The organism is Rhodoferax sp. RT4P68 (genome assembly GCF_056521305.1).
This window is the reverse complement of sequence record NZ_JBWMBB010000002.1, coordinates 193,970-211,663: the sequence shown is the minus strand read 5'-3', so window position 1 is coordinate 211,663 and position 17,694 is coordinate 193,970. Positions and strand designations below refer to the sequence as shown.

The following is a 17,694-nucleotide window of genomic DNA, read 5'->3' as shown; positions in this document are numbered from 1 at the left end:
GCCACCCTGCGTTGCACGCACGCAAGGCGCACGGTGAGACCGCCCACGGCGGCGGTCAGTACTTCAGCTGCGCCACAGCGCGCAGCGCATCGGCCGTCGTCGTGCCGAAGCCGAAGAACTCCAGGTACGCCGGGATCTGCTCGAACAGCATGTCGGTGCCCACCTGCACGGCGCAGCCCTTGTCCATAGCGGCGCGCAACAGCGGCGTGTACTCGGCCTTCATGACCACTTCGCCGACGAAGGTTGTGGGCGCGATGCGGTCGATGTCGAAGGGCAGCGGGTCGCTGTCCTTCATGCCCAATGGGGTGGCATTGACGATGATGTCGAAGCCCGCCGGGTCTTTGGAGCCGGTCTGCACCAAGAGCTGCGGATAGTGCGCACGCAGGCGGTCTGCCAGCGCCTCGGCCGACGCCGGGAAGGCGTCGAACAGCGCCAGCTCGGCCGCACCGGCAGCGGCGATGGACGCCGCGATGGCGCAGCCCACGCCGCCCGCGCCTGACACCAGCACGCGGGCGCCCTGGAACGCGCGACCCTTGCGCTCCACGCCGCGCACGAAGCCGGCGCCGTCGAACATGTCGCCCAGCAAGCTGCCGTCGGGCCGCTTGAGGATGGCATTGCACGCGCCGGCGATGCGCGCCGTGGGCGTGACCTCGTCCACCAAGGCGAGCGTAGTGACCTTGTGCGGCATGGTCACCAGGGCGCCGCGAAGGTTCGTGAATCGCATGATCTGCGGCAGCGAGACCGCATAGTCCTCGGGCTTGACCCCCATCGGGATGACGACCGCATCGATGCCCTGCTGGTCGAACCAGGGGTTGTAGATCATCGGCGCCTTGAAGGCCTCGGTCGGGTAGCCGAGGTGGGCGATCAGCGTGGTCTTGCCGGAAATCATCGAAAAGCTCCTGTGCACGATGGGGTTCAGTTGGAGCGCGCCGAGGCGAGCGCCTCATCGCGCAGGCGATGGTAAGTGACGGGCGCGCCCGCAAGTTCGGCCGGTGGGCCCAGACCGGACCGCGCGATGTCCATCAACGCCTCGCGGGCGACTTGGTTCGACAATCGCACATTTCTGGCTTGTTCACGACGGACTTTACGCAACACCCACCACCAAGGATCCGCCAACACCATGCAATCGTTCGGCAATCGATGCTTTGTGATCGATGATCGATCACACCGAGGGTTTTCACCTGCATCAAGCGTGCGCCACAACGCGCTGCCCGCACCGCACACTTGCCACCATGACCAGCTCCTTGCCGCCTCTGCCCGACGAAGGCCGCGACACCTCCCCACCACCCGGCCTGGACCGGCGCGACTGGATCGCCGGGTTGGAGCGCGGCATGGGCATCATCGAATCCTTCGACGACGCGCATCCGCGCATGACGGCCAGCGAAGTCGGCCAGCGCACCGGCATGACGCGCACGGCGGCGCGGCGCTATCTGCTGACGCTGCAGCACATGGGCTATGTGGCCGGCGATGGCAAGCTGTTCTGGCTGACGCCGCGCGTGTTGCGGCTGGGCCATTCGTACCTGGAATCGGCCCGGCTGCCGCGCGTGGTGCAGCCCTTCCTGCAGCGCGTGGCGGCCGGCACGCACGAGACGGCCTACCTGTCGGTGCTGGACGGCGACGACGTGGTCTTCATCGCCCGCAACGGCCCCAACCGCAGCATGAACACCGGCTACGTGCTGGGCGCCCGCGCGCCGGCTCAGCTGGCAGCGGCCGGCACGCTGATGCTGGCGCTGCGGGGCGAGGCACAGGCCACGGCCTGGCTGCAGTCCCATGCGCTGACGCCCTTCACGCCACACACCATCGTCAGCAAGGAGCGCATGAAGCTGGAGTTCGCCCGCATCCGCGCGCACGACTGGGCGCTGTCGGAGCAGCAGCTCGACCTGAACTCGCGCGGCATCGCCGTGCCCCTGCGCGACCGCCACGGCGCGGTGGCCGGCGCCTTGAGCATCACCATGCCGATGGGGCACGAGAGCAGCGAAGACGCAGCCGCGCGCGTGCTGCCGGTGCTTCGCGAGACGGCGCAGGCGATGCGCAATTTGATCTGAGGCCCGCCCGGCGCTATCCAGTCTTGTAAGGATGCGCACCCCGCCATGCCGTCGCATGATGTGCCGCATCCACCACGGAGCCCGCCCATGCCAACGCCCACCTTCCAGCGCGTCAGCCTCGCACAGTTCCAGCAGCTCCTGGAGCAGTTTCCCTTCACACGGCAGATCGATGCCGTGCACATGCACCACACCTGGCGCCCGCGACGCGCCGACTTTCGCGGGCACGCCACCATCCTGGGCATGTGGCGCCACCACACGCAGACGAACAAGTGGCGCGACATCGCGCAGCACATCACCATCGACCCCGAGGGCTTCATCTGGCTGGGCCGCAACTGGAACTTCGCGCCGGCCAGCGCTGGCGGCACCCACAACGGCAACAGCGCTGCCGGGCCGTTCATGTTCGAGATGGTGGGCGATTTCGACACTGGCCGCGACCCGTTCGACGGCGCGCAGAAAGACACCACGCTGGGCGTGATCGCCGCCGTGCAGCGGCGCTTCCAGCTGGGGCTGCAAAGCCTGCGCTTTCACAACACCATGTCGTCCAAGACCTGCCCAGGCAGCGGCATCGACTACGACACGGTGCTGGCCGAATTGCAAGCACTGCGGGACATGGCGCCACAGGCGGCGCCGCAGGCCGGCGCATCGCGCAGCGCCGGCCCAGGGCAGGCCACCGAGACGGCCGACGCCGAGATCGACCAGGCCCTGCGCGCGCTGGCGCGCGAACCACTTGCGGGCGAGGAGACCGATGCCGACGAGTCGCACGACTGGCACGACCACGTGCACGAGCATGAGCACGCACCCGAGCCCACGCAGGGGCACGATCACGCGCACGATCCATTGCACGCGCACGCCGGTGCGCCTGGCCAGAACGGTGGCACGCCCGACCCCCGTGCCCGTGCGTCGGGGCTGAGCGCGGCCGACCTCGCCGCCCTGCGCCCCTACCTCATCAACCTGACCGCCGGCCGCCTGTCGACCACCGGCGAGGCCAAGTCCACCGTGGAGGACGTCGACGCCATCTTCGAGCAGCACCTGCCGCAGGCGTTGCAGGCAGCAGGTGGCCAACCGCTGAAGCTGGTGTTCTATGCACACGGCGGCCTGGTCTCCGAAAGCCGTGGCCTGCAGCTCGCGCAGCGGCACGTCGGCTGGTGGCGCCGCAACGGCGTCTACCCGATCTACTTCGTCTGGGAGACCGGCATCTTCCAGATCCTGGCCGAGCTGCTGGGGCGGGCCCAACGCGGCCGGGCGCTGGACTTTCCGGGCATCCTCGACCCGGCCGTCGAGGCCGTAGCGCGGGCCGGCGGCGGCGTCAGCATCTGGGGCGGCATGAAGGCCAACGCCCAGCGCGCGGCCGATGCGCCCACCGCCAGCAACCCGGTCGGCGGTGGCGCGCACTACGCGGCCACGAAGCTGCAGGCCTTCTGCGCAGCCCACCCCGGCCAGGTCGAGCTGTACGCCGTCGGCCACAGCGCAGGGGCCGTGTTCCACGCGCACTTCCTGCCGCTGGCGCGCCGGCTGGGCACGCCAGCCTTCCTCTCGGCCCAGTTCCTGGCGCCCGCCGTGCGTGTGGACACATTCACGGACCTGCTGGCCGGCGAGCTGGGCCGCCCGGGCGGCGCGGTCGACTCGATGACGCTCTACACCATGCAGAGAGACTTCGAGCGCCGGGACAACTGCGCCCACATCTACCGCAAGTCGCTGCTCTACCTCATCCACCACGCGCTGGAGGAGGTGGAGAAGACCCCCATCCTCGGCCTGGAGGAAAGCCTGCGCGGCGACCCGGCACTGAAGACGCTGTTCGGCCTGGGCGCCGCCGGCCCTGCGCCCGGCGCGGTCGTGTGGTCGACATCGGCCGGCAGCCAGGCCACGGCGCACGGTGATTTCGACGACGACGCGCCGACCATGAACAGCGTGCTGCGCCAGGTGCGGGGCAGCGCGCCCGTCGAGTCCTACCCGGTGCAGCGCAGCATCTCCACGGCCGACCTGCCCTGGGCCGACGAGGTCGACTGGCCGCCGGCCGCACGCGAGGCCATGGCCCTGTCGGCCACGCTGCCCCCCAGCCCCCCGGGGCCCTCCACGACCGCCGCCACGCAGAGCACCGGCCCCGGGCGCCGCACGGCGGTCTGTGTCGGCATCGACGCCTACCCCGATCCCGGCGACCGCCTGGGGGGCTGCGTGAACGACGCCCGGCGCTGGAGCGAGGCGCTGGCGCGCATGGGCTTTGAGACCCGGCTGCTGCTGAACGGCGAGGCCACGCGCAGCGCCATCGACCAGAGCCTGCGCGCGCTGGTCGATGGAAGCCGCGCCGGAGACGTCATCGTGTTTCAGTACGCCGGCCACGGCACCTTTGTGGACGACCTCAACGGCGACGAAGACGACGACCGCGACGAGGCCATGTGCCCGGTCGATTTCCGCACCGGCGCGCTGTACATCGACGACGACATCGCCCAGGTGCTAGGCCGCGTGCCCGAGGGCGTGAACCTCACGCTGTTTATGGACTGCTGCCACTCCGGCACCATTAGCCGCGTGGCCATCGGCAACGCGCCACGCCCGCCCGACAGCAAGGCCCGCTTCGTGCGGCCCACGGCCGAGCTGCAGGCCGCACACCGCCAGTTCCGCGCGCAGCAGCCGGCCAGCCGCAGCGGCGCCACCGGCACCGGTGGCCTGCACAACATGCGCGACGTGCGCTTCTCCGCCTGCCAGGACCACCAGGTGGCACTGGAGAGCAACGGCAGCGGCGAATTCACGCTGCGCGCGCTGCGCGTGCTGGAGGCCGGCATCGCGGGGCTGAGCAACCAAGACTTCCAGCAGCACGTGGTCAAGGCCTTTGGCGCGCGCCCCGCGCAAGACCCCAAGCTCGATTGCGCAGAAGGAGCCGGCGCACGGGCGCTGCTGCAGCCGCTCGCGGCCCCCACCACCCCGGTCACTGCCGACGATGGCGCGCCGCGCAAGAGCCCGCCGGCCGCCAGCGTGGCAGCCGACACGCGCGTGCTACAGGTCGTGCACCTGCTGTCGCAGGCCATCACCACGCTGACGGCGCCCACACCGCCGGCTGGCTGAAGGCTGAAGGCTGAAGGCTGAAGGCTGAAGGCTGAAGGCTGAAGGCTGACGGCTGACGGCTGACGGCTGACGGCTGCTGGCTGCTGGCTGCTGGCTGCTGGCTGCTGGCTTGTGGCTGCTGGCCGCGCGCTGCAGGCTGCTGGCTGCGGTCTGAAGGGCGTCGCACGGCGCCCCGGGCAAGGCCATGCGCACCTGCGGGCTCGCCATTTGCCCGAAAATGCCGGGTTTCGCGCCCGGGCGTGCCCTGCCCGCCCCCGCACCCTCACCTGGAACTGCGTTTTGTCCTTCGCCTCCGAAACCCGGCGCCGCCGCACCTTCGCCATCATTTCCCACCCCGACGCGGGCAAGACCACGCTGACCGAAAAGCTGCTGCTGTTCTCCGGCGCGATCCAGATCGCAGGCTCCGTCAAGGCGCGCAAAGCCAGCCGCCACGCCACCAGCGACTGGATGGAAATCGAAAAGCAGCGTGGCATCTCGGTGGCCAGCTCGGTCATGCAGATGGCCTACCGCGACCACGTCATCAACCTGCTCGACACGCCTGGCCACAAGGACTTCTCCGAAGACACCTACCGCGTGCTGACCGCCGTGGACTCGGCGCTGATGGTGATCGACGCGGCCAACGGCGTGGAAGCGCAGACGCGCCGGCTGATCGAGGTCTGCCGCCAGCGTGACACGCCCATCATCACCTTCGTCAACAAGATGGACCGCGAAGTGCGCGAGCCGCTGGACATCCTGGACGAGATCGAGCGCGAACTCGGCATGCCCTGCGTGCCCATGACCTGGCCCGTGGGCCAGGGCAAGAGCTTCGCCGGCATCGTCAACCTGCGCACCCAGGCGATGACGGTGTTCGAATCGGGCAGCGAGCGCCGGCCGCAGGATTTCGACGCCATGCCGCTCGCCGACCGGGCGGCCCTGCACGCCCGCTTCGGCCACGAGTTCGACACCGCCATGGAGAGCATGGAGCTGGCCACCGGCGCATCGCCCACCTGGGACCACGCCGCCTTCCTGGCCGGCAAGCAGACGCCGGTGTTCTTCGGCTCGGGCGTCAACAACTTCGGCGTCATGGAAGTGCTGGACGCGCTGGTCGACCTGGCGCCCGCGCCGCAGCCGCGCATCAGCAACACGCTGGTCAACCGCCAGCCGGTGGTCAAGGAGATCAAGCCGGAGGACAAGGACTTCGCCGGCGTGGTGTTCAAGGTGCAGGCCAACATGGACGCCAACCACCGCGACCGCATCGCCTTCGTGCGCATGGCCTCGGGCAAGTACACGCCGGGCATGAAGCTGCGCGTGCAGCGCACCGCCAAGGAGCTGCGGCCCACCTCGGTCGTCACCTTCATGAGCCAGCGCCGCGAGGCCGTGCACGAGGCCTATGCCGGCGACATCATCGGCTTCACCACCCACGGCGGCGTGCAGCTGGGCGACACCATCACCGACGGCGCCAGCCTGCAGTTCACCGGGCTGCCGTTCTTCGCACCCGAGATGTTCATGACGGTGCTGCTGCGCAACCCGCTGCGCACCAAGCAGCTGCAGCAGGGCCTGGCGCAGCTCGGCGAGGAAGGCGCGATCCAGGTCTTCAAACCCGAGGCCGGCGGCGCCATGCTGCTGGGCGCCATCGGGCAGCTGCAGTTCGAAGTGGTGCAGCACCGGCTGAAGGCCGAGTACGACGCCGACATCCGGCTGGAGAGCTGCCAGTACACCGGCGCGCGCTGGATCACGGCCGACACGCCCGCCGAGCTGCGGCAGTTCGTCGATGCGTACCCGGCCCGCATGGCGCTGGATGCGGCCAACGCGCTGGCCTATCTGTGCACCTCGCCATACGACGTGCGGCTGGCGCAGGAGCGCTTTCCGAAGATCCACTTCCACCCGCTGCGCGAGCACGCGGGGCTGGCGCTGCAGAGCGCGGGGTGATGGGCGCCGGGCCGTCCGACGCTTCGGACACCGCGAGCCGCATGCGGCCGGCGCGCGCGGCCAGCGATGCACCCATGCAGGCGCTCCACCAGTGGCCCAGCGCTGCCAGCCGTGGGCTCATCGGCATCCTGACCGACATCGACGACACGCTGACCACCGAAGGCGCCATCACGCCGGACGCGCTGCAGGCGCTGGCCAATCTGAAAGCCGCCGGCCTGGCCGTGGTCGCGGTCACCGGCCGCTCGGTCGGCTGGAGCCTGCCCTTCGCGGCGCAGTGGCCCATCGATGCCATCGTGGCCGAGAACGGCGCCGTGGCCCTGTTGCGCCGGGCCGATGGCAGCGTGGAGAAGCGCTACCAGCAGGACGCAGCCACCCGCGCCACCCACTTCACGCGCATGCAAGCGGTGCTGGGCGGCATCGAGCACAGCATCCCGGGCGCGCGGCGGGCCACCGACTCCTGGGGCCGCGAGACCGACATCGCCATCGACCACAGCGAGTTCGTGCAGTTGGACGACGCGCAGATCGCCCAGGTGGTGCAGGCCATGCGCGACGCGGGCCTGCGCGCCACGGTGAGCTCGATCCACGTGAACGCCTGGTTCGGCGACCACGACAAGCTGCACGGCGCGCGCTGGATCGTGCGCGAACTCTGGCAGCGCGACCTGGACGCCGAGATCGGCCACTGGGCCTACGTCGGCGACTCAACCAACGACGTGCGGATGTTCGAAGCCTTCGCGCTCAGCGTGGGCGTGGCCAACATCGCGCGCTTCGTGCCGCAGCTGTCCTGCCTGCCGCGCTATGTGGCGCAGGGCGCACGCGGCGCGGGCTTCAGCGAATTCGCACGGCTGGTACTGGCGCAGCGCGCTGGGGACCGGTAGCGGCGAGATCACTCGTCGGCGCGCGGATGGGCGTCGTCCCCGACGTCGTACGAGCCGAAGACATCGCGGACCGACTGGATCTCAGGCAGCACATACACGATGCCGTCGGTGCCCGCGAATGCAGGGCGCACCACCTGCTTGAAGAACTCGGCAGGTGTGTTGATGCAACCGTAGGAAATGCGCCGCTCTGCGGCTGACGACGAGGCCAGCCGGTGCGCACGGCGCTCCCTGGGATGGCCTGCCACCACGGGGTGCATCGAGATCGCCGTGTCGTAGTCCACCCAGAGCATGGCGTGGCCATCGAGGCCTTTGTCCAGATGCGCGACAAACCGGCCGGCCGGGGTGGTGCGCTCCTCAGGGCGAATGTCCGACAGCTTCTTGTCCCCGATCCCAGGGGCCGAGTGATCGCCGATGGCAAGCCCCAGCAACGCGGACGATGCCCCCAGCAATGTCCCGTTGGCATCGAACACAAACACCCTGGCCTCGCGCTTGTCCACGATCACGAAGGGCTTGTGGACGTTGTCACCCGAATGCACCACCCAGTGGGCCACGTGCCGGGCCTGATGGGAGGCCTGGGCATGGGCGAAGTCGGCGCGCGCCGAGCCTTGGGGTGCGACTGCGACCGCGGTCTGCGCAGAGGCGGCCTTCGGCATCGGAGCGGCCGGCGCGGCGCGCACAGGCGCCCCCGCACCGGCAAGGAGCGGGATCGCAGCCGGCGGTGACGCGCGCACCGGCGCGCCCATCAAGCCGATGGCCAGCAGGCCCCAGCCAATGGCACGCGCGCAGACGGCCGACCTTCCCAGAAGCTTGCCCACCTGCGGACGCTTCAGTTGCGCTGAGGCTTGGGCTTGCGCACCGGCGCCCGATAGGGTGCGGGCGGGGTCGGCGCATCGACGCGGCGCACAGGCGGGGCCAGAGCCGGCGCTGCAGCCGGTGTTTCCTGCAGCTGCGCAGGCGCGATCACCACCAGGCTCGAAGCAGGCACTGGCGCCTCCGGCAGAACCGTGAGGACGTAGGGGCGTGCATCGGTCTGCGGCGGTGAGGATTGCGCCACAAAAGACTGCAGTGACGCGGCTTCCAAGACCGGCGCCACCGCTGGGGTGAAGGTCACTGGGCCTGCTGGCGCAGGCGCTGGGGAAGGGGCTGGCGTCGGCGCGGTCGTCGGTGCGGGTGTAGAACCTGGTGCTGGTGCCGGTGCCTGCTCCGGTGCAGGTGCAGGTGCAGGTGCAGGGGCAGGTCCAGCCTCTGGTCCAGGTGCTGGTGCCGGGCCAGGTCCCGGTGCCGGTGCCGGTGCCGCTGCCGGGCCAGGCGCCGGAGCCGGTGCGGCGCTGATCGTGGCAGTTGTCGTTGACACCACGGGGCCACAGCAAGGCGCTGCGAGGGCGTATCTGTTGGCGTTGGCGCCGCCCAGGCTATAGCCGGTCAAGGTGATGGCCTTGTCGACGCCCGCGTCCGGGCTCTCGAAATTGGCGGTGCTGCCCGGCCCCGCCAGCAGCGCCACATCGGCCGGGCTTCCCTTCAACAACGGCGAGATGGTGGCCGTGGTGGTTCCGTCGGCCACCTTGTCCTCGGCCTGGGCAAACACCAGCATGCGCTGGACGGGAGCCAGGCCGATGATGTTGCCGGCGTAGTCGTGCGGCGTCGTGTACGCGACCGGGTTGTAGATGATGGTGGTCGGCGCGTTCGTGACGGTCGCAGGCAGCAGTGGATCGAACACCACCGTGCCGCCGCCAGCGCCCGGGGCACCGGCACCGTAGCCCGCGGCGAGCGTCAGGCCGAGCGGCAGTCCCAGGCTTTGACCGGCAATGATCGAGGTGGTGTGGGTCAGTGTGAGGGCGCCATCGATGTTCACATCGTTGGCGGCGCAGATCATCACGTTGCCATTGGTGGTCGACAGGGCAGCACTCAGGTTGACGTCATTGCGCGCAGCGAGCAGCACGCTTCCATTGACCGTCGTGAGGGCCGCGTTCACATTCACGTTGCCGCCACAGCAGACGGCCAGATTTCCGTTCGTGGCCGAGATGGCGGCATCGATGTTCACATCGCCGCCGGCCAGCAAGGTCAGCGTCGTCGGCGTCGAGCTCGCCACCCAGGCAACGGCCCGGTTGATGTCGATGTCGCCGCCGCCGCCGACAGCCTGGGCAGCAAAATTGTCCACCGACAGCACCGTGCCATCGGCTGCGATGGCCGTGCTGATGGTCACGTTGCTGGTGACCAGCAAGCCCGAAAGTCGCGTCGCGGAGAGGTCGTCCGTGGACAAGTCTCCGACCGTGAAGTCTTGCGAGCCGATGCGCAGGGAGCCCGCCTCGCCGCTGGGCGCGGCGGCGAGCAGCGTCGCGGTGGGCGCGAGCGTCACATCGGCAGCTGAGACGCCGATGGAGCCCCCATCTCCACCCGCAGGCGCCGAGGCGTCCAAGGTGCCCGTGACGGTCATGGTGCCGCTCTGCATGCCACCCGTCAGCATGATGGTGCCGGCAACGTTCTGAATCGTCTGGGCCTGCACCACGCCGGTGTTGTTGACCGCGTTGGACAGCACACTGCCTGCGGCCTGCGTGGTCATCAGCACCCGCCCGCCGTCGGCAACGATATCGCCGCCGTTGGCCACCAGCGCATTGACCACACCCTGGTCGACCACGACATTGAGAAGCCTGTCACCCGCCATGTCCAGCGTCATCGCGTTGCCGCCGGCCAGTGCCACCGTGCCGAGCCGCGCGGTCAACACACCCTGGTTGTCGACCGTCGCGCCCAGCAGGGCGACGTAGCCCCCATCGGCCGCGGTGATCGTGCCCTGGTTCACCACCGTGCCCGCGCCCGCGCCCGAGAACCGATAGTTGTTCGCCATGAAGTCGGCGTCCGATATGGCCAGCGAGGAGGCCAGCAGGCCGCCGACATTGACCGACGCGTTCGGGCCGAACAGGATGCCGTTGGGGTTGACCAGGAACACCTTGCCGTTGGACAACAGGCTGCCCGCGATGGTCGACGGGCTCGCGCCGACGACCCGGTTCAACGCTACCGAGCTGCTGCTGGGCTGCACGAACTCGACCGATGTGCCGGTGGGGATGCTGAAGCTCTGCCAGTTGATCGCCACGTTGGGCGTGGTCTGGGTGATGACCATGTTGACGGGGGTGCCCCCCACGGTGGCGCTGCCGCCTGGAGACACCACGGCACCGGTCGGCTGCGCAACAGCCGTCGCCCCCCATGCCATGAGCAGAGAAACGGCCAGGCGCTGCAGCACGAAGCGACCACCCGCGGCGCCCGCCGCCGTGCCCGCAGAAGTGGACTTGCCCGCACTGCGGGTGCTTTCGGAAACGGCGACGAAGGTGCCGGTGCGTTCGTTCCAGATGGAGCGATGGATCAGGTTCATGGGGAGTTCTCGTGAGGGCTTCAAGTCGCGACTTCAGGCGGGCATCGGCAAAGGCCGGCGCTGGACATGGTCAGAAATACTGGATCGCCTGGACCCAGAACCGGCCTGAGCGATCGGGCGCCGAGGTGGCGTCTGCGTGGCCGAGCTTGCGGGCGTAGTACGCCCGCGCAGTGAAGCCGCTGTTGTTCGACCAGTTCAGGCCCACGCCGGCGCCGTGCAGGCTTCTCTTGTTCGGCCCGCTGACTGCCCACGGGTTCCTGTCGGTGGTCACCCTGCCCGTATCGACAAAGCCGATCAGCTGCATCTGCCCCGGGAATTGGGCCGGCACAGGCAACTGCACGCGCGCCTCGAGCGTCGCCACATACCCCTGGTCGCCATAGGCCTCGCCCTCGGGGTACGCGCGTACGCCGTACATGCCACCCAGGCCCATCTTCTCGGACACATCGAGGTTCTTCGAGGCGATCTGGCCATGGGCCCCGGCGTATAGCGAGACGGTGTCCGTCACGCGTTGCAGCCGCGAGGCGTGCAGGCTCAGCTTGTGGAAGCGGCCACTGCTTTGCACGGGAACGTCCGCCACCTGCAGGCCGGGCGTGCGCAGATCGATGTTGCCGGCCGACCAGGCGAGCGAGAAGCCCGTCACGCCGCCCCTTCCCAGCTGGTCCCGGTGCTCACCACGCAAGCTGGCCGTCAGCACCTGGGCCTTCTTGTCTTCCACCGGCATACCCAGGTTCAAAGGCCTCTTGTCCTCAAACGTCTTGGCATCAAAGGCCAGGCCCGCCTGCAGGTCCGTGCTGCGCGAACGGATGAGCGGGTAGCTGGCGTACACGCTCGCCACCCTGGCTTCGCCAGAGGCCTGCGCGAACGCGAACTCCCGGCCCAACTCGTAGCCCAGCCAGCTGTACGCCACGCCCACCGTCGCCCTGCCCAGCGGCATCTGGTAGGACGCCCGCGCGTAGTTCAAGCCCTTGCCCGAGGTCAGCACGCGCAGCGACGCCACGTCGCCGAGACCGAGCGGATTGTTCAGATGCACCGTGGCACCCAGGCGGTACGCGCCGGTGTAGCGGTTGCCGGCGTTGTCGGCGTCGATGCTGCCGGTGACGCGATCCCCGGGAACCACGTCGACGATCAGATCGGACAGACCGGTGGATGCACCAGGCTGCAGCGTCGATGTGACCTTCACGCCGGGAATGTCCGACAGCAGCAACAGCCGGCTCTCCAGCGGCGCGATCAGGATGGCATCGCCACTGTCGAGCCCTTTCAGCGCGCGCTGCAGGCGTGCATCCGACAGGGTGCTCTGGTTGCGCACCTCGATCTTTCCGTAGCGGCCCTCGACCACGGCGATCGTGACCGCTCCGTCCTTGATCTCCTGGGCGGGCAGATAAGCCTGGGCGACGAAATACCCCTGGCTGCGGTAGCGGTCGGTGATCTTCTGCGCCATGGCGCGCAGGTCGGACAGGCTCATTTCGCTGCCGGGCTGAAAGCCGGTCAGCGCCAACAGTTCAGCTTGCGGGTAGACGCTCGCGCCGGTCACCTGCAGGCGATGGACCACGATCTTCACGGCGTCAGAAGACGGCGTGGCGGGGGAGGCGGTGGGCTCGATGCGGATGGTCGGGGCCGCATCCTGTGGCACAGGACTGGGCGGAATCTGCTGGAGCTGGCTGCCCGCACTGGGCAGCTGCTGGGCGAACGCGGCCTGGCTCAAGACCAGGATGGCAAGTGGCAGGAAAGGGGGTTTGAACACGGGAACCTTCGAAGAAAAAGCGTTGCAAAAAGGGGCCAGTTGGGGTCAGCGGCGGTGCACGGGAATGTCAAGCCCCGGCTGGTGCAGTGCGCTGGTGGTCAGGACGTGCTTCACGGCGTCTGCGTCAGTGGCCGGCGTGCCGCAGGATGTACGCGCGCATGGCGGACGGAATGCGCCGTGTGCGGTGCGGCGCCATCACCGGTGTTTCGTTCATCGAGAAAACTCTGGACCACACGCGCCTCGACCTGGAAGTCGGCCAGCAGGGGATCGAGCGCCGTCGGGTCCGGCATGCTGGTGGCCGCCCGTTCGATGTCAGCGCAGATCTGCCCGAGGAGCAGCGCGCCGACGGCGCGTGCGGACGACTTCAGCTTGTGCGCGAGATCGGACATGGACTGCACGCTGCCTGCGGCCCGGGCCTCTTCCATCGTCCGTGCCGCGTCCACCAGGCTCACGCGAAAGGCCGCCAGCACTTCCTGCATGACCTGCGGGTCGTCACCGAGGAGATCCACAAACACGCCAAGGTCGACCGGGGGCGTAGCAGTGGGCACCGCTTCGTCCGCCGTGGCCACGCCCGGCCCTGTGGGCGCGGGCCGCAGCCACGCGTCGATCGCCGACTTCAGCTGTGCGAGGCGCACCGGCTTGGTCAGATAGCCGTCCATGCCGGCCTGGCGGCAGCGCACTTCCTCATCGCGCAAAGCGTTGGCCGTCAACGCGATGATGGGCAGGTGTGCCCCCTGGCCCTCCTCGGCGCGCACGGATGCGGCCAGCGTGTAGCCGTCCATGGCGGGCATGTGCAGGTCCGTCAACAGCAATGCATGACCACCGCGGCGCCAACAGGCCAGGGCCTGCACGCCGTCTCCCGCCATCTCGGCGCGGTAGCCGAGCATGGCGAGCTGCTTCGTGAGCACCTGCTGGTTGACGTCGTTGTCTTCGGCAACCAGGATCAGCGGGCTCGGAGCCGCCGGGCCTTCAGCCACCGGCGATGCTGCGGGCGGGTTGTCCGCTGCAACGACGTCCACGACGTCCTCATCCGGCCCGAGCCTGGCTGCGAGTGCGACGGCGCTGATGAAGGCAGCACGGTGCAGGCAGTCGCCGTCCACGTTCACCCGGTCCGGGTGCTGCCGGCGCGGCCAGCGCCGCCGGCCGGCTTTGATGACGACGAAGGCCAGCGCCACCCGGGGACGGTCCAGCAGCACCGCACGGCAGGCCGCGAGAACCTGCTCGATGCCCTCTGGCGCACCGGCGACGACGACCACGCAGCGGCCCCTGGCGTTGCCGAGCCACGTCAAGCCCTCGTCCAGCGTCTGGACGGCGTGCGCCTTGCAGCCTGCATAGGTGAGGTAGTCGGCCAGGTCTGCCGACCGATCAGCCACGCCCAGCAGCAGGCACGACAGCCCATGCAGCGGCTGCCGGATGGGCGCCACGCCAGCCGCGTCGCGCACCGGCAGCCGCACGGTGAACGTCGAGCCCTGGTCCAGAGCGCTGTTGACCGTGATCTCACCGCCCATCATCGCCACGAGACGGTGCGAGATGCTGAGCCCCAGCCCGGTGCCGCCGAAGCGGCGCGTGGTGCTGGGGTCGGCCTGCGTGAAGGGCGAGAACAGGCGCGCCAGCGTCCCGGCGTCCATGCCCACGCCGTTGTCGCTCACCACCAGCGCCAGCATGTCTTCGCCACTGTCCGCGGTGACGCGCTGGGCCCGCACCGTCACCGCCCCAGGCCGGCCCTGGCCGCTGCTGAACTTGATGGCATTGCCGACCAGGTTCATCAGCACCTGGCGCAACCGCCCGGCATCGCCCAGCATGCGCGAGGGCAGCCGTGGATCGGCATACAGGCGCAGCCCGACGCCCTTCTTTTGAGACAGCTGGTGCAAGGCGTCGCCGACGCCCTCGACCACTTCCGTCACATTCACCGGCGCATCGTCGATCACGAACTGCCCGGCCTCGATCTTCGAGAAGTCGAGCACGTCGTCGACGATGGACAGCAAGGTGTAGGCCGACTCGCGCACGGTCGTCACCATGTCGCGCTGGTCCGGCCGCAGCTGGCCATCGGCCAGCACTTCGATCATGCCGATGACACCGTTCATCGGCGTGCGGATCTCGTGGCTCATGGTCGCGAGGAACGAGGACTTGGCGCGGTTGGCCTGCTCCGCGAGTTCACGGGCGCGTTCCAGCTCCAGGGTGCGACTCTGTACGCGGTCTTCGAGCTCAGCGTTCAGCTCGCGCAGAGCCTCTTCGCCGCGACGGCGTTCGCTGATGTCGCGGATGATCGAGACGAAGTGCGTGCGGCGCTCGCCGGTCGCTGCGACCGCCGTGATGTTGATCTCGCACGGGTACTTGCGCCCATCCTTCGTGTACTGCAGCAACTCGATCTGCAGCGGCGCGCAGCGCTCGACCGCAGAGCGCATGCGCGCAAGTCCGGCAGCGTCCGTCAACGGGCCGTCGAGCAATCCGGGGGACCGGCCGATCACCTCCGTGCGCGCATAGCCGGTCAGGCGCACAAACGCGTCGTTGACGAACACGATACGCAGGCCGTGCGGCAGCTCGGGCGCCGGCTCGGTGATGATGACGATGTCGTTCAACTGCGCCACGCTGGCCTCGAGCAGCTTGAGCTGCAGGCGCGCTGCCCGGGCGGCCGAGACATCGCGGAAGTACACCGCCAGTCCGTCTTCCGAAGGATGGCAGTCGACCCCGAACCACCCGTTCAGTGGCGGGTAGTAGGCCTCGAAGCTCGCGCTCGAATCTCCGCCCATCGCGCGCTGGTAGAACTCTTCGAACACCGTGCCCACCGCCTCGGGAAAGCAGTCCCACAGAACCCGTCCGAGCGTTGTTTCGCGCTTGCGCCCCAACAACCGCTCGGCCTCGCGATTGAAATAGGTGAAGCGCCAATCGCTGTCGAGCGCGAAGAATGCGTCGCTGATGCTTTCCAGCGTATTGCTCAATCTGTGCGCCATCTTCTGCGTCTGCAGCGCCGCCAGCTTGCGCTCGGTGATGTCCTGCAGCGCGCCCTGGATGCGCACGATGTGGCCGTCGGCGTCGCGCACCGCCTCACCGATGGTGCGCACCCAGAAGCGCCGCCCGGCAGCCGAGATTTTTTCGGCTTCGATGTCGTAGGGAACACCGGTTTGCGCGCAGCGTTCAACGGCCTCGATGACAGCCGCGCGGTGCTCCGGGACGAAGGCGGCCATGCCCATCTCCATCGTCGGCGCGTAGCCTGCCGGCTCATCGTGCAGGCTGGCAACCATGTCGGACCAGGTGAGACGCCGCTGCGCAAGGTCGAAAGTCCAGCCGCCCACCTTGGCGCTGCGCCCTGCAATGTCAAGCATCGCCTTGCTGTGGCTCAGCGCTTGCTCGGCGAGCCTGTCCTCGGTGATGTCGCGGGAAATGCCGATGACCCCGATCACCGCACCGTGGGCGTCGCGGTACGGAGCCCGCGTCACGTGGAACAGGCGCCGCCCGTTCACGCCGGTGAGCCACCGTTCGGTCGTCTGCACCGCAGTCTTGGCAAACATCGCCAGGTCTTGGTCGACCAGCGGTGCGGCTTCGGCAGCACTGAACAAAGCCAGGTCGTCGCAGCCCAGAACCTGTTGGATCGGCCGCCCGGTGAAATCGGCCAGCGCCTTGTTGCACAGCAGGTAGCGGCCACGCACGTCCTTGATGTCGACGAGGTCCGAAGTGCCGTTGATGAAGGCCTGCAGCAGATCGGTGCTGCGCTGCGTCGTCTGCTCTGCCCGCGTGCGGGCGCTGACGTTGATGTGCATCACCGCGGCGCCGGCCAGACGGTCGGTCACCAATGGCGTGGCGATCATCATGAACCACCGCTGCTCGGTCGGCGAGTCGCAGGAGTACTCGATCGAAAAGCTGCTGCGCTTGCCCGCCAACACGGCACGCAAGCCTGCGGCGACGGCCCAGCTTTCGGCCGCGCCGCGACCCGGAGGCGCATCGCATGCGTCCAGGTAGACACTGCCCACGCCGTAGTGGGCGTCACGCATGCCGTTCTCGTCGGCAAAGCGGCGCCAGGCCGTGTTCACCGACACGATCACGCCCGCGGCGTCAAGCACTGCAATGTGCGCCGGCAGCGCATTGAGCAGCGCCATCTGCTTGTCCGCCTCCTGTTGGCGCAGCTGCTCCTCGGCGTTGCGCAGCAGGAAGACGCGGCCAGCCTGGCTGGTCACGGCGTCGACCTTCCCGGCGGTCAGCTCCTCGAGCTCGTGCTCGGTCTTGTGCAGGATCTCGGTCAGCGCAGCGATGCGGGCCTGGCGGGCCGGCGCGTGGTCGCTGGGCTCAGGCGGCACGTCTGCCCGCGCCATGCTGCCTTGCTCCGGCAGATCCAGCGCCTGCATCAGCATCGCGCTGTCGCTGAGCGTTCCGACCACCGTGCGCCAGGGCGCAGGCCCCAGCCTGACCAATGTCGGCGTCATGAAAATGCCGTCGGCCTGCGCACGTTCGGGCTCGCGGAAGACATCGACGACGTCGACGCTGCAGCGCCCCGCCAGCTGCTGGCGGCACAACGCCTGGAGGTTGGCCAACGCCAGCGCCGAGTTCGCGGCCTCACCTGCGATGTAGAGCCTGAAGCTGTAAGCGACGCCTTCGGTCACGGGAATGCCGGTTGCGCAGCGTTCGGGGCGCATCGTCGACGGCGCAGCGGCGTGGTCGGGGCGGTTGGTGGGGAATTCGTCATGCGATAGGCCTGTGGACAGCGAGCGC

At 68.9% G+C, this 17,694-nt stretch carries 10 protein-coding genes; 4 read left to right on the top strand and 6 right to left on the bottom strand.

From position 1 onward, the window contains the following. Positions 1 to 55: 55 nt before the first annotated feature. Positions 56 to 889: a shikimate dehydrogenase family protein gene (locus AC099J_RS04435; protein WP_479614007.1), complete on the bottom strand. Its 834-nt coding sequence runs from the start codon at positions 887 to 889 to the stop codon at positions 56 to 58. A 26-nt stretch (positions 890 to 915) separates the two neighbouring features. Then, positions 916 to 1,053 carry a hypothetical protein gene (locus AC099J_RS04430; RefSeq protein ID WP_479614006.1) on the bottom strand — a complete coding sequence of 46 codons (138 nt, stop codon included), beginning with the start codon at positions 1,051 to 1,053 and terminating at the stop codon, positions 916 to 918. A gap of 179 nt (positions 1,054 to 1,232) precedes the next feature. Between AC099J_RS04430 and AC099J_RS04425 the strand changes: the two genes are divergently transcribed. From AC099J_RS04425 to AC099J_RS04410, 4 genes are all read left to right on the top strand, one after another. Beyond that, on the top strand, positions 1,233 to 2,045 hold the full coding sequence (locus tag AC099J_RS04425) for an IclR family transcriptional regulator domain-containing protein (RefSeq protein WP_479614005.1): 813 nt from the start codon (positions 1,233 to 1,235) through the stop codon (positions 2,043 to 2,045). Between the two features lie 87 nt (positions 2,046 to 2,132). Continuing rightward, positions 2,133 to 5,102, top strand: a complete 2,970-nt coding sequence (locus AC099J_RS04420) for a caspase family protein (protein WP_479614004.1) — start codon at positions 2,133 to 2,135, stop codon at positions 5,100 to 5,102. Positions 5,103 to 5,381: 279 nt separating this feature from the next. Next, on the top strand, positions 5,382 to 7,010 hold the full coding sequence (locus AC099J_RS04415) for a peptide chain release factor 3 (protein WP_479614003.1): 1,629 nt from the start codon (positions 5,382 to 5,384) through the stop codon (positions 7,008 to 7,010). A 74-nt stretch (positions 7,011 to 7,084) separates the two neighbouring features. Then, a complete protein-coding gene (locus AC099J_RS04410; RefSeq protein ID WP_479614002.1) occupies positions 7,085 to 7,885 on the top strand; it encodes an HAD-IIB family hydrolase in 801 nt (266 codons plus the stop codon). 8 nt (positions 7,886 to 7,893) lie between these two features. On the opposite strand, the gene AC099J_RS04405 is transcribed toward AC099J_RS04410, so the two are convergent. From AC099J_RS04405 to AC099J_RS04390, 4 genes are all read right to left on the bottom strand, one after another. Then, a complete protein-coding gene (locus AC099J_RS04405) occupies positions 7,894 to 8,700 on the bottom strand; it encodes a hypothetical protein (protein WP_479614001.1) in 807 nt (268 codons plus the stop codon). An 11-nt stretch (positions 8,701 to 8,711) separates the two neighbouring features. Continuing rightward, the gene (locus AC099J_RS04400) at positions 8,712 to 11,249 is read right to left on the bottom strand and encodes a two-partner secretion domain-containing protein (protein WP_479614000.1); all 2,538 of its coding nucleotides are present in this window, start codon (positions 11,247 to 11,249) and stop codon (positions 8,712 to 8,714) included. A 70-nt stretch (positions 11,250 to 11,319) separates the two neighbouring features. Further along, positions 11,320 to 12,990 (bottom strand): ShlB/FhaC/HecB family hemolysin secretion/activation protein, encoded by a 1,671-nt coding sequence (locus AC099J_RS04395; protein ID WP_479613999.1) that lies wholly within the window; start codon positions 12,988 to 12,990, stop codon positions 11,320 to 11,322. A gap of 110 nt (positions 12,991 to 13,100) precedes the next feature. After that, positions 13,101 to 17,585 (bottom strand): PAS domain-containing protein, encoded by a 4,485-nt coding sequence (locus tag AC099J_RS04390; protein WP_479613998.1) that lies wholly within the window; start codon positions 17,583 to 17,585, stop codon positions 13,101 to 13,103. Positions 17,586 to 17,694: the final 109 nt, after the last annotated feature.